This is a genomic window from Polynucleobacter sp. HIN11 (assembly GCF_030297675.1).
Lineage (GTDB): Bacteria > Pseudomonadota > Gammaproteobacteria > Burkholderiales > Burkholderiaceae > Polynucleobacter.
Genome location: NZ_AP028142.1, coordinates 866,439 through 890,792 on the forward strand (window position 1 = coordinate 866,439; position 24,354 = coordinate 890,792).

The 24,354-nt window shown below is 49.3% G+C and carries 30 protein-coding genes; 3 read left to right on the top strand and 27 right to left on the bottom strand.

Features of this window, described 5'->3' with window-relative positions:
* Window positions 1-46: 46 nt before the first annotated feature.
* From QUE60_RS04600 to QUE60_RS04615, 4 genes are read right to left on the bottom strand one after another with little or no spacing between them, the layout of a single operon-like run.
* Window positions 47-1,687: a gamma-glutamyltransferase family protein gene (locus QUE60_RS04600; RefSeq protein ID WP_286227425.1), complete on the bottom strand. Its 1,641-nt coding sequence runs from the start codon at window positions 1,685-1,687 to the stop codon at window positions 47-49.
* Entirely contained in the window at window positions 1,684-2,292 is a 609-nt protein-coding gene (locus QUE60_RS04605; RefSeq protein WP_286227426.1) for a protein-methionine-sulfoxide reductase heme-binding subunit MsrQ, read from the bottom strand. Before QUE60_RS04605 ends, QUE60_RS04600 begins: the two co-directional genes overlap by 4 nt.
* Before the next feature lie 3 nt (window positions 2,293-2,295).
* Complete coding sequence (gene msrP / locus QUE60_RS04610; protein WP_286227427.1) at window positions 2,296-3,264, bottom strand: protein-methionine-sulfoxide reductase catalytic subunit MsrP; 969 nt, start codon at window positions 3,262-3,264, stop codon at window positions 2,296-2,298.
* Window positions 3,261-3,968 (bottom strand): queuosine precursor transporter, encoded by a 708-nt coding sequence (locus QUE60_RS04615; protein WP_286222966.1) that lies wholly within the window; start codon window positions 3,966-3,968, stop codon window positions 3,261-3,263. The genes msrP and QUE60_RS04615 overlap by 4 nt, the downstream gene beginning before the upstream one ends.
* Before the next feature lie 96 nt (window positions 3,969-4,064).
* Here QUE60_RS04615 and QUE60_RS04620 point away from each other — a divergent pair, with 96 nt between their 5' ends.
* A complete protein-coding gene (locus QUE60_RS04620; RefSeq protein ID WP_286227428.1) occupies window positions 4,065-5,243 on the top strand; it encodes an acyl-CoA dehydrogenase in 1,179 nt (392 codons plus the stop codon).
* Here QUE60_RS04620 and mnmH read toward each other — a convergent pair.
* The 19 genes from mnmH to QUE60_RS04715 all read right to left on the bottom strand — a co-directional run bounded on the left by mnmH (window position 5,236) and on the right by QUE60_RS04715 (window position 18,308).
* Entirely contained in the window at window positions 5,236-6,291 is a 1,056-nt protein-coding gene (mnmH, locus tag QUE60_RS04625) for a tRNA 2-selenouridine(34) synthase MnmH (protein ID WP_286227429.1), read from the bottom strand. The two genes, QUE60_RS04620 and mnmH, sit on opposite strands and share 8 nt — an antisense overlap.
* Complete coding sequence (locus QUE60_RS04630; RefSeq protein ID WP_286222969.1) at window positions 6,288-6,713, bottom strand: acyl-CoA thioesterase; 426 nt, start codon at window positions 6,711-6,713, stop codon at window positions 6,288-6,290. Before QUE60_RS04630 ends, mnmH begins: the two co-directional genes overlap by 4 nt.
* A 49-nt stretch (window positions 6,714-6,762) precedes the next feature.
* The gene (locus tag QUE60_RS04635; RefSeq protein ID WP_286227431.1) at window positions 6,763-7,200 is read right to left on the bottom strand and encodes a DUF2244 domain-containing protein; all 438 of its coding nucleotides are present in this window, start codon (window positions 7,198-7,200) and stop codon (window positions 6,763-6,765) included.
* Between the two features lie 5 nt (window positions 7,201-7,205).
* Window positions 7,206-7,511, bottom strand: coding sequence for a 4a-hydroxytetrahydrobiopterin dehydratase (locus tag QUE60_RS04640; RefSeq protein WP_286224805.1), 306 nt, complete (start codon window positions 7,509-7,511; stop codon window positions 7,206-7,208).
* Window positions 7,512-7,519: 8 nt separating this feature from the next.
* The gene (locus tag QUE60_RS04645) at window positions 7,520-7,864 is read right to left on the bottom strand and encodes a protein tyrosine phosphatase family protein (protein ID WP_286222972.1); all 345 of its coding nucleotides are present in this window, start codon (window positions 7,862-7,864) and stop codon (window positions 7,520-7,522) included.
* Window positions 7,865-7,893: 29 nt separating this feature from the next.
* Window positions 7,894-8,331, bottom strand: a complete 438-nt coding sequence (locus tag QUE60_RS04650; RefSeq protein WP_286227432.1) for a YeeE/YedE family protein — start codon at window positions 8,329-8,331, stop codon at window positions 7,894-7,896.
* A gap of 4 nt (window positions 8,332-8,335) precedes the next feature.
* Entirely contained in the window at window positions 8,336-8,767 is a 432-nt protein-coding gene (locus QUE60_RS04655) for a YeeE/YedE family protein (RefSeq protein WP_286227433.1), read from the bottom strand.
* Window positions 8,768-8,783: 16 nt separating this feature from the next.
* Window positions 8,784-9,911, bottom strand: coding sequence for a YeeE/YedE family protein (locus QUE60_RS04660; RefSeq protein WP_286227434.1), 1,128 nt, complete (start codon window positions 9,909-9,911; stop codon window positions 8,784-8,786).
* Between the two features lie 8 nt (window positions 9,912-9,919).
* Window positions 9,920-10,237: a hypothetical protein gene (locus QUE60_RS04665; protein ID WP_286227435.1), complete on the bottom strand. Its 318-nt coding sequence runs from the start codon at window positions 10,235-10,237 to the stop codon at window positions 9,920-9,922.
* 141 nt (window positions 10,238-10,378) lie between these two features.
* Entirely contained in the window at window positions 10,379-10,813 is a 435-nt protein-coding gene (locus tag QUE60_RS04670; RefSeq protein WP_286227436.1) for a DsrE family protein, read from the bottom strand.
* A 27-nt stretch (window positions 10,814-10,840) separates the two neighbouring features.
* Entirely contained in the window at window positions 10,841-12,571 is a 1,731-nt protein-coding gene (gene soxB, locus QUE60_RS04675; protein ID WP_286227437.1) for a thiosulfohydrolase SoxB, read from the bottom strand.
* Window positions 12,572-12,591: 20 nt separating this feature from the next.
* A complete protein-coding gene (soxX, locus tag QUE60_RS04680) occupies window positions 12,592-13,200 on the bottom strand; it encodes a sulfur oxidation c-type cytochrome SoxX (protein WP_458574799.1) in 609 nt (202 codons plus the stop codon).
* 15 nt (window positions 13,201-13,215) lie between these two features.
* Entirely contained in the window at window positions 13,216-14,085 is an 870-nt protein-coding gene (gene soxA / locus QUE60_RS04685) for a sulfur oxidation c-type cytochrome SoxA (protein ID WP_458574800.1), read from the bottom strand.
* 45 nt (window positions 14,086-14,130) lie between these two features.
* Window positions 14,131-14,439: a thiosulfate oxidation carrier complex protein SoxZ gene (soxZ, locus tag QUE60_RS04690; protein ID WP_286222979.1), complete on the bottom strand. Its 309-nt coding sequence runs from the start codon at window positions 14,437-14,439 to the stop codon at window positions 14,131-14,133.
* A 52-nt stretch (window positions 14,440-14,491) separates the two neighbouring features.
* Complete coding sequence (gene soxY, locus QUE60_RS04695) at window positions 14,492-14,944, bottom strand: thiosulfate oxidation carrier protein SoxY (protein WP_108508443.1); 453 nt, start codon at window positions 14,942-14,944, stop codon at window positions 14,492-14,494.
* Between the two features lie 110 nt (window positions 14,945-15,054).
* Window positions 15,055-15,381 carry a c-type cytochrome gene (locus QUE60_RS04700; protein WP_286222980.1) on the bottom strand — a complete coding sequence of 109 codons (327 nt, stop codon included), beginning with the start codon at window positions 15,379-15,381 and terminating at the stop codon, window positions 15,055-15,057.
* 31 nt (window positions 15,382-15,412) lie between these two features.
* A complete protein-coding gene (locus QUE60_RS04705; protein WP_286227438.1) occupies window positions 15,413-16,507 on the bottom strand; it encodes a c-type cytochrome in 1,095 nt (364 codons plus the stop codon).
* Between the two features lie 7 nt (window positions 16,508-16,514).
* Entirely contained in the window at window positions 16,515-17,888 is a 1,374-nt protein-coding gene (gene soxC / locus QUE60_RS04710; RefSeq protein WP_286227439.1) for a sulfite dehydrogenase, read from the bottom strand.
* Window positions 17,889-17,933: 45 nt separating this feature from the next.
* Window positions 17,934-18,308 carry an ArsR/SmtB family transcription factor gene (locus QUE60_RS04715; protein WP_286227440.1) on the bottom strand — a complete coding sequence of 125 codons (375 nt, stop codon included), beginning with the start codon at window positions 18,306-18,308 and terminating at the stop codon, window positions 17,934-17,936.
* 154 nt (window positions 18,309-18,462) lie between these two features.
* Between QUE60_RS04715 and modB the strand changes: the two genes are divergently transcribed.
* On the top strand, window positions 18,463-19,113 hold the full coding sequence (modB, locus tag QUE60_RS04720) for a molybdate ABC transporter permease subunit (RefSeq protein WP_286222984.1): 651 nt from the start codon (window positions 18,463-18,465) through the stop codon (window positions 19,111-19,113).
* Window positions 19,079-20,218 (top strand): ABC transporter ATP-binding protein, encoded by a 1,140-nt coding sequence (locus QUE60_RS04725; RefSeq protein WP_286227441.1) that lies wholly within the window; start codon window positions 19,079-19,081, stop codon window positions 20,216-20,218. Before modB ends, QUE60_RS04725 begins: the two co-directional genes overlap by 35 nt.
* Here the strand turns inward: QUE60_RS04725 and QUE60_RS04730 are convergent, their stop codons facing one another.
* The 4 genes from QUE60_RS04730 to QUE60_RS04745 all read right to left on the bottom strand — a co-directional run bounded on the left by QUE60_RS04730 (window position 20,219) and on the right by QUE60_RS04745 (window position 24,354).
* Window positions 20,219-21,424, bottom strand: a complete 1,206-nt coding sequence (locus tag QUE60_RS04730; RefSeq protein WP_286222986.1) for an O-succinylhomoserine sulfhydrylase — start codon at window positions 21,422-21,424, stop codon at window positions 20,219-20,221.
* 70 nt (window positions 21,425-21,494) lie between these two features.
* A complete protein-coding gene (purF, locus tag QUE60_RS04735) occupies window positions 21,495-23,033 on the bottom strand; it encodes an amidophosphoribosyltransferase (protein ID WP_286224816.1) in 1,539 nt (512 codons plus the stop codon).
* Window positions 23,034-23,035: 2 nt separating this feature from the next.
* Window positions 23,036-23,587, bottom strand: coding sequence for a CvpA family protein (locus QUE60_RS04740; protein WP_286227442.1), 552 nt, complete (start codon window positions 23,585-23,587; stop codon window positions 23,036-23,038).
* 2 nt (window positions 23,588-23,589) lie between these two features.
* Window positions 23,590-24,354, bottom strand: coding sequence for an SPOR domain-containing protein (locus QUE60_RS04745; RefSeq protein WP_286227443.1), 765 nt, complete (start codon window positions 24,352-24,354; stop codon window positions 23,590-23,592).

The window sequence follows — 24,354 nt, forward strand, 5'->3', positions numbered from 1 at the left end:
TGCTGGCAAAGCTCATTATTTTAACGGTCTTCCATGCCAGTGATGCTTAATACGCAGCAGCAAGCCCATCTCGGCGACTATCGCTTGCTGCAACATAGCCATCGTCAATTTGATCAGATAGGCGCCAGATAAATTGGCCAGAACCAAAATCCATATAGGGATCATCCACCTTTTTCAGAACATGCCCCCGTTCAATGAGGCCCTTAACCGTTTGAGGATCCATATTGGCCTCGACATCGAGACTGAAATCTCGATTGATCTTCCAACGCGGTGCATCACACGCAGCTTGGGGCTGCTGTTGATAGACCAACATGCGCAAGAGGGTTTGTAAATGCCCTTGCGGTTGCATATCACCTCCCATCACTCCAAAACTCATTTGGGGAACGGTTTTGCCATTCACTTCTTTAGTTAAGAATGCCGGAATGATCGTATGAAATGGTCGCTTATTGCCTGCCACCACATTGGGTGATTGAGGGTCTGATGAAAATCCATATCCCCGATTCTGAAAACTAATTCCCCAATTCGGTTCCACTACACCAGAGCCAAAACCCATGTAATTACTCTGAATAAACGAGATCATGCGCCCCTTTTCATCAGCCGCACTTAAATAGATAGTACCCCCCGTATTGGGCATGCCAAAGGTAAATTGGGTGGCGCGTTGTAAATTAATTTCCCCTGCTCGCTTGGCAAGGTATTTGGGATTAAGCATTTGTTCGGAGCTGACTTCCATCGAGCGTGGATCCGCTACATAGCGATAAATATCTGCAAAGGCTAATTTCATGGCCTCGATTTGCAAATGCTGGCTATCGACACCGTCTACTGGATACTTTGATAGATTATGGTTCTCTAAGATCCCCATCGCCATTAGGGCGCCAATCCCCTGGCCATTTGGGGGTATCTCATGGACGTCATAGCCCTGCACCCGAGTGGAGATGGTGCCAACCCAGTCTGGCTGATAGTTGGCTAAATCACTGGCCTTCAATGCCGCTTGGTGCTCCTGAGCAAATTCAACGATTGATTTGGCAATCTCACCTTCATAAAAATCCCGGATACCCTTGTTAGCAATTTGCCTTAACGCTCGTGCAGCTGCTGGAAAATGAAAGATCTCACCCGTGAGTGGTGCTCGACCATTTGGCATGAATGCCTTAGCAAAACCTGGCTGGGGGCTAAGCTCCTTCAAAGCGGCAGCCCACTTATGCGCCACGATTGGTGCAACCGCATGCCCGCGCTCTGCAATCTCAATGGCGGGCTGCAGGATATCAGCCAAAGACAAGGATCCAAAGCGCTGATGAAGCGCCTCCCAGCCAGCAATGGCGCCTGGCACGGTCACACTATCCCACCCTCGCATGGGGCGATTGGTCATGCCGTGTGTATCACGACCATACTTCTTGGCAAAGTAGTCAAGACTCCAGTCGGCTGGTGAGACCCCTGAGGCATTTAAACCATGTAGTTCATGCCCATCCCAAACGATAGCAAAACAATCGCTGCCCAAGCCATTAGAAACTGGCTCAACGATCATTAAGGCCGCTGCGGCAGCAATGGCAGCGTCAATTGCGTTACCCCCCTGCTGCATCATCTTTAATCCTGCTTGAGCGGCATAGGGATGGGAGGTTGAGCAAATATTGCGGCCAAAAACGGGCATCCGTACAGTGGGATATGGGTTGTGCCAATTAAACGGTGAGCTCATGATCGTGTCTTTATTCTTCGAAGTTGTTCACGGATAACGGGAATCCGCACTACTAACAATATCAAGATTATCCCAGCATAGATGTAAACGGTCTGAAAATCGTTTTTGCCGGCCTTATGCCAAAAGTAATGCAGCACTCCAAGAATGGCAATCAAATAAATGAGACGATGCAGACTCCTCCAGCTTCGCCCCAACCAGTGCATTGCTGCTCGGTTCGAAGTGATTGCTAATAGACTCATACAAACAAAGGCAACAAACCCTACTGTAATGAATGGGCGTTCAATCACGTCTGCAAACATCTCTTGGAAATCAAGATTGTGATCCAGCCAATACCAAATCGTGAAGTGTAAGAATGCATAGAAGAATGTAAATAGCCCCAGCATCCGACGCATTTGGATCCAGCCAGACCATGCCGTTATCCAATGCATTGGACTCATGGCCAAGGTGATGCACAAAAAGGTAATGGTCCAGGTACCAGTTGAACGAGTAATGAACTCGACAGGATTAGCACCCAGCTGTCCAGCATAGGCAAGAACAAATAAACGGGCAAGCGGAATCAGCGCTACAACAAAGAGCCAGCGCTTGATCTGCGTAATTGCAAGCATGCTTTAGTAAAACTTACGCAAATCCATCCCTGCATAGAGCTTGGCAACATACTCGCCATAGCCATTAAAGGGCTCAGTTTTAATCTTGGGTGCAAAGATCCCCCGACCATCAATGCGACGCTCCGTGGCTTGACTCCAACGTGGATGACTCACCGCTGGATTGACGTTTGAATAAAAACCATATTCACGTGGTGCGGATGCGCTCCAGCTCGTGAGCGGTTGTTTCTCGGTCAAGCGAATCGTCACTAAGGATTTGGAGCTCTTAAAGCCGTACTTCCAGGGTACGATCAAACGAATGGGGGCGCCATTCTGTTTGGGCAATAACTCACCGTACATCCCAAATGTGAGCAGGGTTAATGGGTTCATGGCCTCATCCATCCGCAGACCCTCACGATAAGGCCAATCGAGTACGGGTCGCTTTAATCCAGGCATCTGTTTAGGATCAGCCAGACTAATAAACTCGACATACTTGGCAGAGCCCAGGGGCTCCACTCGATTGAGAAGATGCGATAAGGCATAGCCATTCCATGGAATCACCATCGACCAACCTTCCACGCAGCGCAGTCGATAAACGCGCTCTTCCATGGGCGCCAACTTCAGTAGTGCATCAATATCGAGTGTGACCGGTTTTTTTACCATCCCCTCGATTGATACGGTCCAGGGTCTAGTTTGTAAGCGATCGGCAAACTTGGCAGGATCATCCTTATCCATTCCAAACTCATAGAAATTATTGTAGGTGGTTGCATCCTCATACGAGGTTTGGGTCTCGCGCGTTGAGTATTGCTCATTAAGCTTAGAAGGTAATTTCTCGCGCGGTGCTGCTGTTTTAGCAAAGACATCGCGCTCAAGCCAGGATCCCATGCCCACTGCTGCGCTTCCCAGGGCAATGGTTTTTAACCATTGACGACGGTTCTCAACAATCGCACGTGGAGTGATTTGACTGGGATGAATTCTTGGGTCTTTAAATATCATCGATCTACCTTTAATTGAAATGGTGTGAAATTAGTATTGGTGTCGTAATAATCCTCGTTCTCTTTACGCTTCAAGTATCCCACCACCGCATAGGTCAGCGGAGTTGCCAAAATCTCCCACGAGGTTTTGAGGATATATTGTGCAATCGCTACCTGAATAATCTCATTCGTGGGCCAAATCGCATAAAAGGCCAAGAAATAGAATAATGAAGAATCCACCAGCTCACCAACCGCCGTTGAGCCGATCGTGCGGGTCCATAAATACTTCCCTTGGGTCCAGATCTTCATCTTGGCCAGCACATAACTATTCGTAAAACTGCCGCACCAAAATGCCAGCATGGAAGCCAATGCGATCCGCCAAGAATTACCAAAGACCGTTTCTAGACCATGCTGATAGTTCGCCATATAGGATCCCGGTGCCACTGGTAGCGCGATCACGATCAAGGCCATGATGGCAGCAAAGCCAAGGGCCGTAAATCCAGCCCACACCGCGCGACGATCATAGGCATAGCCATAGACCTCGGTCAGAATGTCGCTAAAGAAGTATGAGATGGGGAAAAATAGAATCCCGGCGCCAAAGATGACGTAACCAAAATATGGCAGCTCAACCGTCGCCGCCTTACCAGCCCCAATGAAGTTTGAGCAAAGCAGCACCGCGACGAATGCCCCCAGGATTAGGTCGTAATAGCGATACTGGCGACGCATGGGGTGTTAGGGCCTTATAGGTTCGGTGAGGCGGTTAAAAGGGGAAATATTTCATAGAATAGCGGTATTGGCATGAATTCACAGAATAGGTAAATAATGAGTAAGCCGCAGTTTCATTGGGAAGACCCCCTCCTCTTACAAGACCAATTGACCACCGAGGAGCGCATGATTGCCGACGCGGCCCGTGAGTATGCCCAGGGGAAGCTGGCCCCGCGGGTGCATGAGGCCTATCGCTCTGAAACAACCGATCCCACCATCTTTCGAGAAATGGGTGAATTGGGCCTGCTTGGCATTACCATTCCCGAGGAATACGGTGGCGCTAACCTCAATTACGTCTCCTATGGCCTCATTGCCCGTGAAATTGAACGGGTTGACTCTGGCTACCGCTCCATGATGAGTGTGCAATCCTCCTTAGTGATGGTACCCATTTACGAATTCGGTAGCGAGGCTCAAAAGCAAAAGTACCTTCCTAAATTAGCCACTGGTGAATGGATTGGATGTTTTGGTCTAACAGAACCCAATTACGGCTCCGATGCTGGTGGGATGATCACACGCGCCAAGAAAGTTTCTGGTGGATACTCGCTCACAGGCTCCAAGATGTGGATCTCCAACTCCCCGATTGCTGATGTATTTGTGGTATGGGCCAAGAACGATGATGATCAGATTCGGGGCTTCATCCTTGAAAAGGGCATGAAGGGTTTAAGCGCCCCCAAAATCACTGGTAAGCAAGGTTTGCGCGCCTCGATTACTGGTGAAATCGTGATGGATGAAGTATTTGTGCCCGCTGAAAATGAGTTCCCAGAAATTACAGGTCTGAAAGGCCCCTTCACTTGTCTAAACTCAGCGCGTTATGGCATCTCGTGGGGAGTACTCGGTGCCGCGGAATTTTGTTGGCACGCAGCACGCCAATACACCTTAGATCGCAAACAGTTTGGCAGACCTTTAGCGGCCAATCAACTCATTCAGAAAAAATTAGCCGATATGCAAACCGAGATTACCTTGGCACTGCAAGGCGTTCTGCGATTGGGGCGCATGAAGGATGAAGGAAGCGCTGCCCCTGAGATCACCTCCATCATGAAGCGCAACTCCTGTGGCAAATCGCTTGATATTGCACGGATGGCACGCGATATGTTGGGCGGGAATGGTATCTCGGATGAGTACGGTGTGATCCGTCACATGCTCAATCTTGAGGTGGTTAATACCTATGAAGGCACGCACGATATTCATGCCCTCATTTTGGGTCGAGCCCAAACTGGTATCCAGGCGTTTAGCTAGATTGTAAAAGTTGCTGCGCTAATTCGAGATAGCTTGCCTGCTGCGCATCTTGAACCGTGAGAGTGCGAGCATTTTGATATTGGCTGAAGTTACGAGCAATTGAATCTTGATACGCTGGATCGTAGTGCTTAATCAGTAATTCTTCAACCAATACTGGGTAGCGCCCCTCAGCGGCCAATTGCTGCCATTTGGTAATTTGTTCCTTACCATAACGTTGCGTCAACAGACTCAGCAAATGCCGCAGCCCATCATGATCACTTAAGAGATGGACGTACTCTTCCATCAGTACATCGACCCGCACCGAGCGATCCGCTTTGATTTCAACACAATCCCCCTGCCGAATTTGATCCATCAGAGCATCTGGAATATGCAGGCAACCCACCTTCTTGCTCTCCGACTCGACATAAATGGTTTGATCAAATGTAAATTGCCGTAACGCATTCCATAGGCGACTCTCAAACATTTTCTGACTGGGCTGCACTTCATTAGGCAAGCCACCCAGCACTGAGCCACGATGGGCCGCGAGACCCTCGAGATCCAAAACTTGAGCGTGACTATTTAAGGCTTGTAATAAACGAGTTTTGCCGGTGCCAGTCATGCCACAAATAACGGTGAACTTTGCATGTGGCGCCCATCGCTCAAGATCAGCAACCACCTGACGCCGATACCCTTGATAGCCACCTTGCAGCTGCTGGGCCTTCCAACCAATTCGTTGCAGAATATGAGCAAAGGCACCACTTCGCTCCCCGCCCCGCCAGCAATACACCAAAGGTCGCCACTCACGCGGCTTTTGAATAAAGTGTTCTTGCAAATGACTGGCAATATTTTTAGCAACCAGAGCAGCGCCTAATTTCTTGGCTGCAAAGGGAGACTCTTGCTTATACAGTGTGCCAACAGTAGCACGCTCTTCATTGTTTAATACCGGGCAATTGATCGCGCCTGGAATATGATCTAAGGCATACTCAGCAGGTGAGCGCGCATCAATAATGCAATCAAACTGACCTAAGCTCTGACCCAAGGTCTCGGGGGAGAGTAAAGCGGAACTCAACGCAGCCCTAAATTTTGCTTAATTGGCTCTGGCCACGGTGCAGGACGATTGGTCTTGAGGTTAACCCACACCAAGGTTGCGCCACCGGCTGCACATAGTTCTTCTGGATTGCTCGCAAGCGACATGAGGTTATAGGTATCCACGCTGGTACGCCCTACTTTACCAATATAGGTACGCACCACAATATCAGCAGGGTAACTTACTTGGGCATAGAAATTACAAAATGCGTTTGCAATTAAGGCACCACCTTCATCGTGATGCGCACCGAATCCAAAAGACTCAATCCAATGAATACGGCCTTGCTCCATGTACCGAAAGTAAAGTGTATTGTTCACGTGACCAAATGCATCCATATCACCCCAACGTAATGGGATGATCGTTTCATGAACAAATTTCTTATCGGCAGGAATTTCAATGCGCATGATTGAGGAGTTCTAAATGACAAAGCAAAGCGCTAGTTTACCTCTAGGCTTATGCTTCCATCCGTATTTGGGCGCGCAGATCCCGGTAGAACTGAGGCCTTGCATCAAGAGGCACGAAGATACCGATCGGCATTTCCTTGCTTCTCTCCTCCACCCGAATTAAACGCTTACCGCTCTCCTCTTGTGTGAGCGTTAGCCAACGGGTATTAAATACGTGACGTTCAATCTTTCCGCCAATATTCTTCTCAATCTTTAGGGCCGTGCCATCGATGGCAATTGATTCGTAGTCGAGCGCATGCCGTGCGTAGACGATCAGCGCAATACCTAATACGGTTAACTCAATCACGGTGAAGATCAAAATCATCCAAACGCCATGAAGCAAGAAGTAGGTGGCGATAAACGATGAAAACAGAAACATCGATAAATAGAAATAACCAACCTGGCGTGGCGTGAACGAACAATTTCGTTTCGTGTGCCACGTACGCATGGGGATTATTTTGCTAAGAGAGCATTGGCGTATTGATCCATGGATCGCGCCAAATCCAGATCAAGTTTTGTGAGACCGCCAGCATCATGGGTCGAGAGCGTAACCTCAACCCGATTCCAGACATTAAACCACTCGGGATGATGATTCATTTGCTCAGCCATGAGTGCGCACTGTGTCATGAATGCAAAAGCTTCCTTGAAATCCTTAAACTGGTACGAACGGGTAATGGCATCTCGATTAGCAACCATTGCCCAATGCGCTAGATCAGTAGCAATGGCCAAGCGCTCGTCTGCACTGAGAAGGCTTGCCATGGCAATACTTAAGAGTTTTGTAAGGCCAGTTGATACAAAAAGGTTGAGCGCGCGCCCGAGCGGCAAAAGGCTAAGATCGGTTGCGGCATTGCCTTAAGGAGCTTGGCCATCTCCACCACTTGCTCGGGAGTAATTGCACCGCTCACCACGGGTAAGTAGGCATATTCAAGGCCATGCTCTTTGGCCATGGCAGCGATGGAAGCATTGCTAGGTTGCTCTGGGCCCTCTTCACCATCTGGGCGATTATTAATAATGCTCTTGTAACCCTGCTGTGCAATTTGAGCAACATCGGTCGGCTCAATTTGACCAGCGGTTCCAAAATTGGGGTTGTGACATGAAATATGAACGCTCATAGGATCCTTACAAATATCTCATCAAGAATTTAAACAGAATTTTTCTGGGTTCGCTCGAACAACCACATACCCGCAACCATGGCGACGACAAAAACTAAGGCTTTGGTTTCACCGGAACCAAGAGAAACCAGCGCAGGCCCCGGACAAAAACCAGCAAGTCCCCAACCCACACCAAACATTGCACTACCAATAATTAAGGGACGATCAATGTCGCGCCGAGTTGGGATATGCATTGCGCCACCCAAAAAACTCTGGGTGCGTTTCTTGGCTAAGTAGAAAGCAATGAGCCCTACAAGCACAGCACCGCCCATCACAAAAATGAGAGATGGATCCCAGTTACCAGCAAGATCAAGGAAGGCCAAGATTTTGGCAGGATTGGTCATGCCTGAAATCATTAAACCAAGACCAAACAAAACGCCGATGAGATACTCGCTACCGTTTGAAAAGAAGGATTGATTTTGATTCATCGACTTAGATCCAATGCCGCACGAGATACACCACTAAGAATCCACAACCCATAAATGTGAGGGTTGCAAGCAAGGAACGTGGTGAGAGGCGCGATAAACCACAAATGCCGTGACCACTGGTGCAGCCCGATCCATAGCGAGCACCAAAGCCTACTAATAAACCAGCTACGATGAGCGTGATGTAATCCGCATCAATGACTGCGGTTGTGCTCATCTGGAACACATACTTTCCCCACAAAGGAGCGGTTAACAATCCCAATACGAAACTGGCGCGCCATAACCAATCAGTCTTCTTGGGGCCAATTAAGCCGCCCAAAATGCCACTGATTCCAAGAATGCGACCGTTGATGAGAACGTATAACGCAGCCGCAATTCCTAGCAAAATACCGCCTGCTAGAGCGGGTCCCGGGGTAAAGGATGTCCAATCAATTGTCATGACATCATTTTAATACTTAACAGGGTTTTGGACTCATGCGCCACTGTAAGTATTGAAGCCCCAAATAGCCTCCCAAGAAAAATCCAGGGAGTGCAATAAATGCATTGAGTGCTAAAGTTGATATTCCACTCAAGCCCTGCCCGACCGTACACCCCATCGCAGTGACTCCACCAAATCCCATCAGCGCGGCACCCACGAGATGATTGGCGGTATCCTCAACACCCCGAAATGCTTCCCAACGAAAACGCTTACTGATGATGGCGCTAATCGCCGAGCCAACAATCATGCCCAAGACCGCCACAATGCCAATGGTGAGCACTTTAGACTTATCACTCGTGAACATTAACCAATCCAAGGAATAGGCATACGGCGCCACAAATGAGAGGCTTTCCATCCGACCCGAGTTTGTCACCAAGAATGCTTCTTGCAAAGTATTGGGGTCCTCTTCAAGATGCGCAAAGTGCCCGGATACCCACCAAATAGCGGTGATCGCCAAGCCAACCCCGACTCCTGCTAAGAGATTATCAATAGTCCAAAACGATTTCTTTAGGAGCGCGTAGGCAATAAAGGCGCCACCAATCACAATGGACAGAATCCAACGTAGTTGTTCTTTGCCCATACCAACGCTGGCGGAAAGAACGCTTGGCAAATCCTGTGAAGTTTTGAGATTCAGTGCCACTTGGTCAATCGAATTGGTTCGCAAAACTCCTAAAAATCCACGCATGGTCATATAGGCAACGAGTCCCAACACAATAAACACCACGATGGATTTCAGATTGCCGCTGCCGATCCGAACTAGGGTTTTGCTACCGCATCCGGATGCCAGAACCATCCCGATCCCAAATAGAACGCTACCGATTAGGGTCGATAGATAAAGCACGCGGTTACCGGTATAGAGGGATTTGGTGACATCAATCCATCCAAGGTGGGACATCGTAGCAACCCCCAGTATTGCGATGCCAATCGCTAAGCACCATTGGCGCATACGAGACCAATCTTCCATTAGGAGGCCATCGGATACGGCACCCAGTGTGCAAAAGTTCGTGCGCTGCATGATGGCACCCAACACTGCAGTGATGGCAAAGGTAATCAGCAAAGCCTGACTACCCAGAGAGCGAATCTGCTCTGGTGATAAATCAGTCATGATGATTCCTAGGGTTTAAATTTGTAGTATTGCTGGTTTAGGTAAGCAACGACGTCTGCTTCATCCTCTGGGAATAAATCTAGGCGCAATTCGGTATTACAGCGTGCGACCATCACTTTCAAGCGATCTAAGCCCTTCACCCGACGATCTTTGCGGGTGTAAATCAAAGTGCCATCACCCAAGCCAGACTTCTCAGCATGGCATTGATAGCACTTGGTATCTTCAATCTTCTTGCCATTGGCAAGGTTGGGCGCAGCCACGGCAGGCTGCGCGGCTAATCCACCTAAAACACCGATGAGAATTGCTAATGTCGATAAAGTCTTCATAGTCTTTGTATGTATCAATTTCTGAAGATGTGATTCTATCGGACTGAATTAAAAAACTACAGCAAAATCAGTGTTTTAGAAGCCAAAATCAAGATTATTCCGTAATGCTAATATAAGCAAAAGTTATAAAGCAATGAGTAATCAGGGTCGGATATAGGCGTATTTGTCCTTAAATTGCAGGTCAGCAATCCGAACCACGCCAGAGGGGGTGAACTCGGCATCTAGGATAAATTGGTCGCGCTTGAGGTTACGATTGCGCAGGGTAATCTCGCAGACCTCAAAACGTACCCCACGAGACTTTAAAGCGGCAACCAGTGGAGCGTATTCGGTTCCATTCTTGTCTTTGCCACCCTCCATCAGAATATCGACCCCGTTGGCATGGGTCACCACAATAATTTTGGTCTGTGGTGAGACATCGAGGTGATTGCGTATATTGCGTAAGCCTTTTAAGCCTTGGGTAGCCGCATCATCGATGTGATAAACCACCCGGGTTGATTCGGCTTTTGCTAAATTAGAGCCAATCGTTAAAGCGATGGCTAGAAAGCCCATCAATACTGTACGAACGAATGCTTTCATACCATCCTCCAGTTAAAAAAGGAACGACTAAATAGGGGCCATCCCCGGATTACCCTTGACACCTTTAATGACAGGCTCATTAAGCTTCACCGCCTTAATGGTCTTCACCTCCCGTAAGTGACGTGCCATTAGATCCCAAATGGCTTCGCCGCCGGCATTCTTTGCCTCTTCCGAAACCGGCGCCCAGCCAGCTACTTTATAGGTCTTACCTGCCTCAATCAGATTGCCATTTAAGCGCATCTCAGAAATGCGTTTGCCAGCACCACCCGCTGGATCAATCGTATATTGCAAGCCACCGACCCGCACCATATCACCACCCTGTTGGTAGTAGGGATCGGGGTTGAATAAATTATCAGCGACGTCTTCCAATACGGTTTTGATCATCTCACCACTCATATTGGTGACCGTGGTGTAGGGATAAGTAATCGCGGTCTGATCGAGTAGATGCTCCATCGTGATCGACTCACCAGGCAATAAGGAGGTGCCCCAACGGAAGCCGGGCGAGAATGAAATCTCCGCATTCTTTTGCTTTAAGAGACCATCTAAGATCACTTGATCAAAACTACCATTGAAGTTACCACGGCGATACAAGAGGCCATCGGTCACTGCGAGCTTCTCAGCAAGCTTAGACTCATACGGTGCCCGAATCTTCTTAATCAAAGCACTCATCCCTGCGTCTGCGGGCAATAAGTTGGAGAATACCGGTAGAAGTTTGTAGCGGAAGTCGCTTACTTTGCCCCCCTTCACATCAAAATCCAAAACGCCCAAGAACTTACCGTTCGATCCAGCATTCGTAACTAAGGTGACGCCACCTGGATTTTTCACTTTGACTGGGGCTGGAACGCCATCGTGCGTATGACCGCCCATGATGGCATCAATCCCTCGCACTCGAGAGGCCATCTTTAAATCCACATCCATGCCATTGTGCGAGAGCACCACAACGACTTTTGCACCCTTCGCACGCGCTTCATCAACCACCTTTTGCATATTCTCTTCTTGAATACCAAAGGTCCAGTTGGGCGTGAAATAACGCGGGTTCGCAATCGGTGTGTATGGGAATGCCTGGCCAACCACGGCAACCTGAATACCATTCATGGTCTTCATCGCATAGGGTGCAAAGACCGCATCACCAAAGTCGGCAGTCTTAATGTTTTGAGCGACAAATGAGACCTTGCCCCGGAAATCCTTCTCCACAATCTCCATGACGCGTTTCTCACCCAAGGTCATTTCCCAATGGGGGGTCATCACATCGACACCCATCGCTAGACAGGCATCTACCATATCCTGACCATTGGTCCATAATGCCGTTCCTGAGCCTTGCCAGGTATCGCCCCCATCAAGCAATAAAGCGCCAGGTCGGCTCGCCTTAATTTGTTTTACCAAAGTAGCAAGATGAGCAAAGCCGCCGACCTTGCCATAAGTCTTCGCTGCAGAAGCGAAGTCTAAATAGGTAAACGCATGGGCATCACGCGTGCCAGGCTTCACTCCATAAAACTTCAATAGATACTCGCCCACCAAATGGGGTGGCTTGCCTTCTTGTGCGCCAATGCCTAAATTGACATTGGGTTCACGAAAGTAGATTGGGAGCAATTGCGCATGGCAATCCGTGAAATGCAAGAAGTGCACATTGCCAAACTTTGGCAGGTCATAAAACTTCTGTGCAGCACTTTGAGCATGAGAAAAATTGGACTGCAAGCTCATTCCACCAGCCGATGCCACTGCAAGGGCTTGCAGAAACTCCCGTCTACTAAAAGACATACAACTCCTTTGAAATTGGTTTACTGATTAACGGGGGAGTTCGGATCTAATAACAAGGCCATCACGTCTTGCATTTGTTTCTCGGTCAACAAATTGAAGTGACCAAAGCGCGGCATATTACTGCACACGTTATAAGCCTTCGAGTTATAAATCCGATTCCAGGTATAGGTCACAACTTCTTTGCTGTAGCCGCGTAGCTTGCCGTAGTTCCAGAGGCTTGGGCCGATGTTTCCGTAGGAAAGTTCTGCTTTATTAATTTGATGACAGTTATAGCAACCACCACCATTCACCGCATCCGCTTTATCACTCCAGGTCGCGCCGCGACCACTCTGCGCAACTCGCTCACCGGCCTTCCAGTCGCCGATGTATTTGCCATCAGCGGGTTGCTTAATGCTTGCCATATTGGCCTTCTGAATCGACTCAGCCTGCTTAGGGTTGCCTTTACCTGCTAATACCGCAGGGTCCGAGCAATACTTTTGTGCTGCGTCTTGCTTCAGACGATCAATCGAGGCAATGCCTTTCGTTTGAAAACTATCCTTCATCATCTTGTCAAACTTTGCATCGGCGAAGGCAGACCCCATGGGTAACGCCAATAATGTTGCTGCTGTAATTAGATATTTATTCTTCATGTTGTTCTCCAGCGATTAGCGTTTCAAACCAGGAGCGGCCATCTTGCCGCCATTTGCCGTGACGGCCATATACATCGATACCGCAATCGTGTCATCGGATATATAGATCGGCTCTGGGAAACGTTGCTGACGATAACAATCGTTCAAACGGTATTGCATGGTCCAGAAGGTACCGCTTGATACGCGATACGCTGGCCAAGCACCCCAACCGAGCGCGGCGCCCTTTTGTTGGGTTAAATCAGGCAAATCTTGCAAGCGAATCCGCTTACCAGGATCAGCATGGCAGGAAGCGCATGAGAAATCCATTGGCCCGGCTTGATAGAAGAATGACTTCTTACCAAGTTCGTACATTTCTTTCTCTTTCGGATGCTTCACCGAAACATTAATGGTTGAACCTTTGGAGTTCGCAACTACATAAGCGACAATCGCTTCGACATCTTTGCGCTTGCCTTGACCAAAATTACCAGCAATGATTTCTTTTGCATCGAAACCTTGTAGACGTTCCATGCAGGTCACAATGCGTGACTCAAGGTCTTGAACTTTATTGGTGTCTTTGAAGTACTTAGGCAACACAGCATAGACACCTTTCACAACACCAGGCCCTAAACCAAGATCACACTTTTCTAGAGTGGCGTTCTTGGGGCCCATGGCTTTCTTCCATAGTTCCTCACCAGCCATTTCATACAAATCAGAGGGATTACCATCAGCAATCATCGCACGGTACTTCTCAATCTCAGCCGTTGGTGCGCCGGCCGGGGCAGCAGCGGCTGCCTGTGGAGCGGGCGCGGGAGCCGCTGCTTTCTTAGGTGGCTCAGGCGTAGTACATGCTTGCAGAACAAATAGCGACGACACAAACAGTGCCCCGCGAGTCCAATGTTGTCTCATAGTATCCCTCTTCTTGTTATTAATCAGTGAAGCACAAACTACGGATTACGAAACGGTTGCCTCATCGGTCCGTTTGCCACCCTTGTTATCAACCCAGCTAACGGTGACTTTGTCGCCTTTGGCGCCTTTGTACTTGAAGTTCAAGAATGGGTCTTTGGATACTGCTGGGCCAAACTCGCCCACAAAGACATCTTTACCATTGGCTTTGGCAGTTACGGTGCTAATAAACCATGCTGGAATCGCCTTGCCAGACGCATCTTTGCGTTGACCAGTTTCCATATCATGTTTCATTAGGATTTTGACATCCACTACACCGCCGCTCTCGGTTGCTCGTACGCGCATCGGATCTGACATTTTGCTTCCTCTCTAATTCGTTAAATAAGTAATCGACTATTCGGCTTAATCATTAACCGCCGCAACCACCGAGGGTTACTTTCACTTCTTTCACGGCCACACTCCACTTGTTATCGGCTTTTACTAAAGCGTAGACATTGGAGGTTTGACCCATCTTGATACGAGTTGTAACAAATGGCTCGGTCCCGGCTGGAATGAAAAACTGAGCAGCGAGTGCGCTGGGGTTCTTATCCACCAAAATTGCCATTTGCTGGGCCTTGAGGGTGGTATTAATGCCAACAGGAACCACGGCGCCGTTCTCGGCAATATCGGGTGCGATCATGGTAATTGCTGCCGAGGTCTCTGGCTTACCAGCACCTAGCACTTTGAACACATCATCCAAAGTTTTACCTTCAAAGGCGGCTTTGTTCCACTCTTGCGCTTGTGCGGGAGTAATCAAACCTGCTGAAGCCATCAAGCCAAAGATGGCTGAGTATTTCAGTACATCACGTCGTTGCATATCCATAAAAACTCCTTGTTATCAACTGCTACTCATTCGTTGTTGCTTACCTAAAACTATAAAGCCGATGGGGTGTTACCTTCGTTAGTAATAACCCCTAATTTCTGACGAAATGCTTATTTTGCTCCACTCAAGATCCACTGCACGATCGCTTTGTTATCAGCATCCGATAACTGCGCTTGAGCAGGCATTGGAATTGGACCCCAAACACCTGATCCTCCGGCCTTGACCTTCTTCTCTAACTTCGCTTGGGCGTCGGCTTGACCTTTGTATTTATTAGCAATATCTGCCAATGAGGGGCCAACCATTTTGGCAGCTGGAGCATGGCATGCGGCGCAGCCATTCTTTTTAAATAGCTCTCCTGGGGAGGCATAGACCGCACCTGCGAATAGAGCCGCCGAACTAAGCACTGCCATTTTTCCAACTAAATTACGAACTTTCATATTGTTCCTTTATTTCAAGTGTTAACTAATCTTATTTGCCGCCGTTTAACATCCACTGCACCAAAGTCTTATTGTCGGCATCCGAGAGTTGTGGTTGAGCGGGCATTGGAATTGCACCCCAGACTCCCGCACCACCCGCCTTCACTTTCTTCTCAAGTATCGCTTGCGCATTGGCAACGCCTTTGTACTTATTGGCAATATCCGCAATCGATGGGCCTACTAATTTCGCTGCAGGTGCGTGGCAAGCCGAGCAATTTTCTTTCTTGAATAAATCCGCAGGACCCGCCGCTTTCGGCGCCGCAGCACTTGCAGTCGATACCATCATCATGCCGGCCGCTGGCAAAGCAGATAAAGGTGGTTTGGTGGTATCAACTCCGCGATACGGACCATACTCTCGGTTTTGCTCTGCCAGGTTATTGTGCGCATTGCGAGCATAGTCAGGTAAGACCGATCCAATCGCAACGTGTTGGGCGCAATTGCTCATACAAGCTGTATTCTTCACATCGGGTGTACCCTTCACGGTCCATAAACCGTGTTTCTGGGTCATGCCATTGCGATTAGGCATCATGCCTTGCACTTGCGCAATATTTTTGTTCGATAGTACAAAGTCATCCGGAACCACTTCACTCAAGTTGAGCATGAAAGCAACTAGCGCATAGGTCTCGTCAACCGTCAGTGTGCGCGGCGCATTCCATGGCATGGCACGATAAACATAATCCCACAAAGTTGAGATCGTGGCCACCTTCATAATCGTGGTTCGCTGCGGTTGCTTCTCACTCGTTAATGAAGCAACACGACCGGTTTTAACATCATCCTTTGTGGTTCCACCGGCAATTGGCGTAAAGACCTCGTTGGATTCGCCGAATGTGCCATGGCAGCTCGCACATTTTTGCTCCCAAATACCCTGCCCCTTGGATACTGAGCCAGATCCAGGTGGTAAGCCCTTAAAGTCAGGGCGCACATCAATGTCCCAGGCTGCTACTTCTGCAGGGGTCGCATTACGGCCCATATTCATATAGGGCTTTGGTTTGCTTACCGCTGGAGTAGCTTGAGCCGTTTGCGCATGCGCTGCACCGCTGGAGAAAATAACAGTAGCAACTAGGGCGCTTGCAAAAATGGGTTTCATCAAAACATTAGCCGACTTGAACATTGCTGACCTCGCCATTGGTATCAACCTTCCACGATTGAATTGCATTGTTGTGATAGATGGAGCGCGTACCACGCACGGCTCGTAATTGACGAATCGTGGGTTGCACATAACCCGTGTCATCGATCGCACGCGATTGCATGATGGTGGGCGAGCCATCCCAAACCCAATCGATGTTAAAGCGCGTAAGAGCCTTCGTCAGGATGGGGGTCTCAAGCCGTGCTGTACGCCAATTATTACCACCATCAAACGAGACATCCACGCGCTTGATCTTGCCACGACCCGACCACGCCAAACCACTCACGTTGTAGTAACCCTTATCAAAGAGTTGCTGACCACCTGATGGTGTAGTGATGACGGATTTGCATTCCTGAATTGAAGTGTATTGACGATGCAAGCCATCTGGCATCAAATCAATATAGTGAATTGCCTCATCCTTGGTGGCGTATTTCATATCACCCACCTCAATACGTCGTAACCACTTCACCCAACTGACGCCCTGCACACCTGGCACGACCAAGCGGAGTGGGAAGCCATTTTCTGGGCGCAACATCTCACCATTCATGCCCCAAGCAACGATGACATCGTCCAACGCCATTTCCATGGAGATGGTGCGGGTCATACCTGAGCCATCGCCACCTTCGGCCAAAATGTACTTGCCCTTCTTTAGATCAGCGCCACAGATATCCAGAAGCGTTGATAGTGGTACGCCCGTGAACTCGCAGCATGAGAGCATGCCATGGGTATATTGCACGGTTGGTACAGCCACATTGCCCCACTCTAAACCGGTATTGGCACCGCACTCGATAAAGTGAATGCGTGATACCGATGGCAATCGTAAGAGGTCGTTCATCGTGAACACTTTTTCATTCTTCACGAGGCCATTAATCATCAAGCGATGCTTATTGGGATCAATGTTGTACCAACCCTGATGGTGGCGCTCGAAGTGCAAGCCGTTGGGCGTAATGATGCCAAACAGTCCTTGCAGTGGTGTAAACGCCACGGATGCCGCCGATACGCGGGTTAATCCTGGTGACTCGCGACGGATTAAGTTCTTTTCATAAATGGATGGGGTGCCATAGGGCTCGGTAGCTACATTCTTACCGAGAGTCGTTTGCCAAATTTGCTTCTCCAGAATCGCTGGGTCGCCCTGGGGATTAGCAAGGGCCAAGCCGCTTCCTGCAGCGCCTACACCACCAAGGGCCGCCATGAAACTCTTGCGCAGAAATCCGCGGCGGGTCTCATCAGCGCCATGTTGGTTGATTTCAGCGATTGTCTCTTGCGACAGAAAGTTCTCGGGTGCCTTCCGAATGAGATTCGGATTACCCAGAGATTGCGTGGTTTTGGTTCGTTCACTCATATTCATTAAGGATTAGATGGTTAAACAAAAATTCATCAGACTTAATCAAGACAATTCATTCATGACGCGGCCACAAACGCGTTGACAGATTTCAAGCGTGGCGTCGTCGCAGATCGAGTAATAAACCGTGGTGCCAACCTTACGACGCGCCAATATTCCAGCCTGATGGAGGGTGCCTAAATGTCGCGATACATTCGCTTGACTCGATTTCGAGAACTCAATCACCTCACTAACGGATTTTTCACCCTCGCATAATGCATACATGATGCGCAGACGGGATGGCTCAGCAAGAACCGCAAAGAACGCAGAGACCTCTTTAAAAAGGGTTTCCATTTGTTCCGGGGATAAATGTTTTTTAGACAAGCCAACCGCAAAGCCCTGGGCTACAGAGTTTTTAGTTTGAGGTAATGGACTTGACATAAATATGCGTAATTGCGCATATTACACCGAATATTTGTCTAAATAAATATACAGAGTTACCCTGATTCGATCCGACTAGAATAGAGACTTGGTAGACATCAATACCCAGATTCATTCTAGAAACATTTTATAAGCAACTGATTTAAATAATTAATTGTTAGATACCCAAGCAATTTTCCTGTCCTTACAGTTAGCCTTTTGGACCTTGGTGGTCTTAATCCCCATTGGGATCTGGCTTGGCTATCAGTTAGCCCAAGCTGGCCCCTGGAAATCCTGGGCCGAAGCCGCACTCGCCCTACCCTTGGTCTTGCCGCCCACGGTCTTGGGTTACTACTTTATCGTGGCGTTTGCTGGCAAAAGTCTCTTTGGGGAACCCCTGGTGTTCTCATTCACTGGTCTCTTAATTGCCTCCATCATCGTCAATCTACCGTTTGCAATCCAACCCATCCAACGGGCCTACGAAGCGATCCCCACAGAGATTAAGGAAGCAGCCAAGGTCAGTGGACTTAGTACTTGGCAGCGCTTTCGCTTCATTGAGCTGCCCTTGGCCTGGCCAGGCATCCTTAGTGGTGCGGCGATGACCTTTGCCCATACCTTGGGTGAGTTTGGAGTGGTCCTTATGGTGGGGGGCGCCATTCCTGGAGAAACCAAAACTGCATCGATCGCAATTTACGACAAGGTGCAGACGTTTGATAGCGCAGGAGCCGGTGCTCTTTCTGTGATCCTGTTGTTGATCTCGCTTGTTGCCATTGCTATTTCCTATGGAGTCTTTGGTCGCAATACTGCTGGGGCGCGCCGTGCTTAAGGTTCATCTTCAGCAAACGCTTCCCAACCCCCTGTCGATTCAGCTAGAGATTGATGCCGGTGAAGTTCATGCCTTAGTGGGCCCCTCGGGCAGCGGCAAGACCAGTATCTTGCGCTCCATTGCCGGCCTTCACCATCCGGAGTTTGCTTACATTGAATGCGATCATCAGGTCTGGCTCAATCGTGATACGGCCCGTGGGCCTATGATCATCTTGCCACCCAATCAACGCTCATGCGGATTCTTATTCCAACAATACGCTCTTTTTCCCCATCTCAGCGCCCTCGATAACGTATGTATGGCGCTTTACAACGCCATCAGCGATCCACAAAAGCGTAGGGCTGAAGCTCAGCGTTGGCTCGATGAACTCAATATTGGCGAACTTGGAGAGCGCTTACCCAAACAGTTATCGGGTGGGCAGCAACAACGTGTTGCTCTGGCGCGCGCCTTAGCACGTTCACCCAAGATGCTTTTGCTCGATGAGCCTTTCTCAGCAATCGATATACCGACTCGCCAGAAACTGTATCAAACGCTGGCTGAGCTTCGCAAGCAACTCAACATCCCCATCATCTTGGTCACGCACGATCTGCGTGAGGCCCATTTATTAGCCGACCGCATCACCGTGCTCGATCACGGTGTGGGTTTACAAACCGCGAACCCACAATCCTTATTTACTAAGCCCCGTAATGCACGTGTTGCCCAGCTCGTTGGCATCCCCAATCTCTTTCATGGGGTGTTTAATGGTGGCACTCTGTCGTGGGGTTCAAGCCCCTGGACCTTTCAAGTGATTGATAAAGGTCGCATTCCACCAAATGCTCAAGTAGCATGGGTGATTCCTCAAGAGGGGCTCAGTGTTCACATCAACCCAGACAGCCATCGCATTCCGTGTCGCGTTAACGCCATCAGTGCTTTGGGTCAGATTGCGCTCATTGAGTTCTCGATCGATGGTTTGAATGAACTCTTAACATGGGAAGCTTCTGCTGCAGAAGTGAAGCGTTTAGGTTTGGAACGAGATGCGCAGGTGTATCTCGAGCTCGATTGCAAGCTGATTCATATCATGCCGCTGCGCCCAATTAACGACCCGCGACGTTTTGTTGGTGTTACTTAATTACTTCTTTAATCCAGCCGATAGGTCGCGCTTGAGATCGTCAATGTTCTCAAGGCCAACGGCAATCCGGACTAGACCATCAACAATGCCGGCGTCTTTACGTGCTTGCGGTGTAATACGAGCGTGGGTCGTACTGGCTGGATGTGTAATCGTAGTACGCGTATCGCCAAGGTTTGCTGTGATGGAGCATAAACGTGTTTGATTAATGAGCTTATACGCCGCTTTCTTGCCACCCTTCAGAACAAATGACACAATCGGGCCACCTGCTTTTTGCTGGCGCTTTGCCAAGGCATGTTGCGGATGGCTCTTCAGACCTGGGTGATACACGCGCTCGACTCCAATTTGTTTCTCCAACCACTGCGCCAATGCTAGAGCATTCGCACTTTGCGCTTGCATTCTCAGCTCTAAGGTCTCCAGCCCTTTTAGAAACACCCAAGCATTAAACGCGGAGAGCGTGGGACCCGCGGTACGAACAAAAGGAAATACTTTACCCATGACGAAATCACGACTGCCCACAATTGCCCCGCCGACGACCCGCCCTTGCCCATCAAGATACTTGGTCGCTGAATGAATCACCACATCTGCACCGAGCGCCAAAGGCTTTTGTAAGGCCGGGGTACAAAAACAGTTATCCACTACCAATAGCGCTTTGGCTTTCTTAGCAATCTTCGCAATTCCCGCAATATCCGCAATCTCGGTTAGGGGATTAGACGGGGTTTCTAGATAAAAGAGCTTGGTATTACTTTGCACCGCTGCTTGCCATGCCTTTAGATCATTAATAGCCACATAGCTTGTCGTAATGCCAAAGCGACTCAGAATTGATGAGAACAGCTGGGTGGTTGCACCAAACACGGATTTTGAGCACACGACATGATCACCTGCTTGCAGATGCGCCATCGCCGTGGTCAAAATGGCGGCCATTCCAGAGGATGTGGCAATGCATGCCTCGCCACCTTCGAGTGCCGCGAGACGGTCCTGAAACATGCTGACCGTTGGATTGGTAAACCGTGAATAGATAAATCCTTGATCGGCATGGGCAAAGCCATGCTCTGCCTCTTCGGCTGAGTTAAAACAAAAGCTGGAGGTCAAGAACATCGCCTCCGAGTGCTCCTGATAATCGCTTGAACGACGAGTACCAGCTCGAACCGCTAGGGTCTCAGGTGCCAAGGTTTTGAGATTAGGTTTAGGCCGTATGGATTTTTTCATAACAGATCAAGTTTGACAGGTAAATGACGGGCTGTCACGCAGAGCATGCTGCAAATGCCACGACTGTTGTTTAGTCTCCGTTAGCTAGATGCAAATGCAGTTGTGAGCGCGCAAAGTCACTGGGGTCGCTCTTACGATCCTCTTCCTTGTTTGCAATATTGCGTGCTGCCTCGAGTGCATCCAAATAAGCCTCGGTGATATCGCCCGTAATGTAATGGCCATCAAAGCACGATGCCTCAAAATTTTTGATATTGGGATTAATGTCTTGGACCGCTTTTTTCATATCCTCAACGCTTTGATAAATCAGCTGATCGGCTCCGATGAGATCATTGATTTCGTCATGGGTGCGGCCATACGCAACCAGCTCACTGCGGGTTGGCATATCAATGCCGTAGACATTGGGAAAGCGCACTGGCGGTGCAGCAGATGCAAAGATCACCTTCTTGGCTCCTGACTCACGCGCCATCTGTACGATCTCATACGAGGTGGTACCGCGCACAATTGAATCATCGACAATTAAGACGGTCTTATCTTTAAACTCAATACGCATTGCATTTAACTTCTGACGCACAGACTTTTTGCGCACTGCTTGACCAGGCATGATGAAGGTACGACCGATGTAGCGATTCTTAAAAAATCCTTCACGATAGGAGATGCCTAAGCGTTTTGCCACTTGAAGTGCTGCAGGTCGACTGGAGTCTGGGATTGGCATCACCACATCAATCTTGCTAACGTCGGTCTCCGCCCGAATCTTCTCGGCCAAGTAGTCACCCATGCGCATGCGAACGTTGTATACCGTCACGCCATCAATGGTTGAATCGGGACGAGCCAAATAGACATACTCAAAAATACATGGATTAAGACTAGCATTGGGTGCGCACTGCCGCGTATGAAAGTTTCCATCGAGATCAATGTAGATTGCCTCACCCGGCGCCACATCCCGCACGAAGGTGTAGCCCAATCCTTCCAGCGCAACCGACTCGGAAGCCAACATCCATTCCGGCCCATCGGGTGTATCGACCTTACCAATGCACAAAGGACGAATTCCAAAAGGATCCCGAAATGCTAACAAACCAAATCCAGCAATGAGAGACACCACTGCGTAGGATCCCTTCACCCGTTTGTTAAGCCCTGCGACGGCTTTAAAGATCGAGTCATCATCCAAGGCAGCACTGTTGGTCTCTTTTTGTAACTCATCAGCGAGGACATTGAGTAAGACCTCGGTATCGGAGCTAGTATTAATATGGCGGCGATCACGATAAGCCATTTCACTCCGCAGCATAGGGGCATTGGTTAGGTTGCCGTTGTGCGCCAAGATAATGCCAAAGGGTGCGCTGACATAAAACGGTTGTGCCTCCTCTTCACTGCTAGCCGAACCAGCAGTGGGATAGCGCACTTGGCCGATGCCTGCATTGCCAACGAGACTGCGCATATTGCGAGTACGAAATACATCGCGCACCAAGCCATTGGCCTTATGCATCGCAAATGAATTACCGTTCATGGTGGCAATCCCGGCTGCGTCCTGGCCGCGATGTTGCAGCAGGAGCAAGGCGTCATATAAGAGTTGATTTACAGGTCGATGCGAAATCGTTCCGACAACACCACACATAGTTAGCCCCCTGCCGATCGGGAACGATCGGTCATTGAAATTGCATTTAACTGCTTTGCCCAGTTTTCAGGCAACCAAGAACGGATTAGGCCCGTTCCCTGTTCAAGCACTGGCCGAATTGCAGAAGCTTGCCATGCCTGGGTGTCCTGTGCGCCAGTGAGCGCCCCCAGCGTGCTTAATACAACGAGCACTAAGGCGCCCCGGACAAAACCAAACAATAATCCAAAGAAACGATCAACCAAGGTAAGCCCAGCGCTCGAGAGTAAGGACTGAAAGGCGCGAGCCAATAACCCAGCGGCAATGAGGATGGCAACAAAGATGAGTAGGAAAGCAGCCGCTAAGCGCGCGGTCTCATTGGGAATAAATGCCGAGAGCCATTCGGTCGCCAAATAATTACAGAAATGGTAAGCGAGCCACGCAGCAGAAAACCAAGATGCGAGCGCAATGATCTCCCGAAAAAATCCGCGCCACAAGCCAACTACTGCTGAAACTATCAAGATGCCAATCGCAAAGTAATCTAAGGTTGTTAGTTGGATGGCGCCGAGTGACTGCATGATTAACTCTTATTCAACTCAACGATGCGAGGGCTTAAGCCAAGGGAGCGGATTCGTTTCTCGGCCGACTCTGCCGCCTCGCGCTCAGTAAACGGGCCAGCTCTTAGCAAATAGAGCTTGACGCCCTCCGCGTTATTGCGAGTCAGAACGTAATACGGAATCTTGTTCTCTTTTAACTTGGCAACCCAACCATTGGCACGCTCCTCAGAAGCAAAGGCCCCAATCTGAATCACAAACTTGCCGTTGGCTGCTACCTTGGCATCAGCTGCGCCAGCAGGCTCTTTACTGGTGCTCACCAACTCTTCACCCGGTGCTAAACCTAAACTTTTATTTGGGGCATTCGAAGTTGCTGGGGCTGGGCTAGCTGGTTTTTGCGCTGCCACCGGAGGGCTCGCAGGGGCTGCTGGCGCAAGCTCAGGTTTTGGTTCTGCTTTCACTTCCACCGGTGGTTTTTTATCAGGTTCGGCATTGAGCACACCAGCTGCAGGATTAGGCAAGTTACTCACAATTTGCACCGTGATGTCATTAGCGACTGGTTTGGGTTGTTGATCCAAAATCTGCGGCAAGCCAATCACTGCAATCAATACCAGTGTGGCTGCACCAATCAGGCGATGGCGGGCACGTTGCTTTTCAGGGTCCTCGGTCAGCGCAAGGTCTTCTCCATTATCTTCAGCAGACTTTGCGCGCTTTGGAAGGGTGCGGCGAGCCAGGGGCTCAATTTTTTGGGGGGCAGGCTTGCGTCGAAACAGATTCGATAAGAAGGTCAT

Coding starts and splice junctions, on each gene's coding strand:
- QUE60_RS04600 (WP_286227425.1), bottom strand. CDS start 1,687: ATGAGCTCACCGTTTAATTGGCACAACCCATATCCCACTGTACGGATG.
- QUE60_RS04605 (WP_286227426.1), bottom strand. CDS start 2,292: ATGCTTGCAATTACGCAGATCAAGCGCTGGCTCTTTGTTGTAGCGCTG.
- msrP (WP_286227427.1), bottom strand. CDS start 3,264: ATGATATTTAAAGACCCAAGAATTCATCCCAGTCAAATCACTCCACGT.
- QUE60_RS04615 (WP_286222966.1), bottom strand. CDS start 3,968: ATGCGTCGCCAGTATCGCTATTACGACCTAATCCTGGGGGCATTCGTC.
- QUE60_RS04620 (WP_286227428.1), top strand. CDS start 4,065: ATGAGTAAGCCGCAGTTTCATTGGGAAGACCCCCTCCTCTTACAAGAC.
- QUE60_RS04630 (WP_286222969.1), bottom strand. CDS start 6,713: ATGCGCATTGAAATTCCTGCCGATAAGAAATTTGTTCATGAAACGATC.
- QUE60_RS04635 (WP_286227431.1), bottom strand. CDS start 7,200: ATGCGTACGTGGCACACGAAACGAAATTGTTCGTTCACGCCACGCCAG.
- QUE60_RS04640 (WP_286224805.1), bottom strand. CDS start 7,511: ATGGCAAGCCTTCTCAGTGCAGACGAGCGCTTGGCCATTGCTACTGAT.
- QUE60_RS04645 (WP_286222972.1), bottom strand. CDS start 7,864: ATGAGCGTTCATATTTCATGTCACAACCCCAATTTTGGAACCGCTGGT.
- QUE60_RS04650 (WP_286227432.1), bottom strand. CDS start 8,331: ATGAATCAAAATCAATCCTTCTTTTCAAACGGTAGCGAGTATCTCATC.
- QUE60_RS04655 (WP_286227433.1), bottom strand. CDS start 8,767: ATGACAATTGATTGGACATCCTTTACCCCGGGACCCGCTCTAGCAGGC.
- QUE60_RS04660 (WP_286227434.1), bottom strand. CDS start 9,911: ATGACTGATTTATCACCAGAGCAGATTCGCTCTCTGGGTAGTCAGGCT.
- QUE60_RS04665 (WP_286227435.1), bottom strand. CDS start 10,237: ATGAAGACTTTATCGACATTAGCAATTCTCATCGGTGTTTTAGGTGGA.
- QUE60_RS04670 (WP_286227436.1), bottom strand. CDS start 10,813: ATGAAAGCATTCGTTCGTACAGTATTGATGGGCTTTCTAGCCATCGCT.
- soxB (WP_286227437.1), bottom strand. CDS start 12,571: ATGTCTTTTAGTAGACGGGAGTTTCTGCAAGCCCTTGCAGTGGCATCG.
- soxX (WP_458574799.1), bottom strand. CDS start 13,200: ATGAAGAATAAATATCTAATTACAGCAGCAACATTATTGGCGTTACCC.
- soxA (WP_458574800.1), bottom strand. CDS start 14,085: ATGAGACAACATTGGACTCGCGGGGCACTGTTTGTGTCGTCGCTATTT.
- soxZ (WP_286222979.1), bottom strand. CDS start 14,439: ATGTCAGATCCGATGCGCGTACGAGCAACCGAGAGCGGCGGTGTAGTG.
- soxY (WP_108508443.1), bottom strand. CDS start 14,944: ATGGATATGCAACGACGTGATGTACTGAAATACTCAGCCATCTTTGGC.
- QUE60_RS04700 (WP_286222980.1), bottom strand. CDS start 15,381: ATGAAAGTTCGTAATTTAGTTGGAAAAATGGCAGTGCTTAGTTCGGCG.
- QUE60_RS04705 (WP_286227438.1), bottom strand. CDS start 16,507: ATGAAACCCATTTTTGCAAGCGCCCTAGTTGCTACTGTTATTTTCTCC.
- soxC (WP_286227439.1), bottom strand. CDS start 17,888: ATGAGTGAACGAACCAAAACCACGCAATCTCTGGGTAATCCGAATCTC.
- QUE60_RS04715 (WP_286227440.1), bottom strand. CDS start 18,308: ATGTCAAGTCCATTACCTCAAACTAAAAACTCTGTAGCCCAGGGCTTT.
- QUE60_RS04730 (WP_286222986.1), bottom strand. CDS start 21,424: ATGAAAAAATCCATACGGCCTAAACCTAATCTCAAAACCTTGGCACCT.
- purF (WP_286224816.1), bottom strand. CDS start 23,033: ATGTGTGGTGTTGTCGGAACGATTTCGCATCGACCTGTAAATCAACTC.
- QUE60_RS04740 (WP_286227442.1), bottom strand. CDS start 23,587: ATGCAGTCACTCGGCGCCATCCAACTAACAACCTTAGATTACTTTGCG.
- QUE60_RS04745 (WP_286227443.1), bottom strand. CDS start 24,354: ATGACCTTCTTATCGAATCTGTTTCGACGCAAGCCTGCCCCCCAAAAA.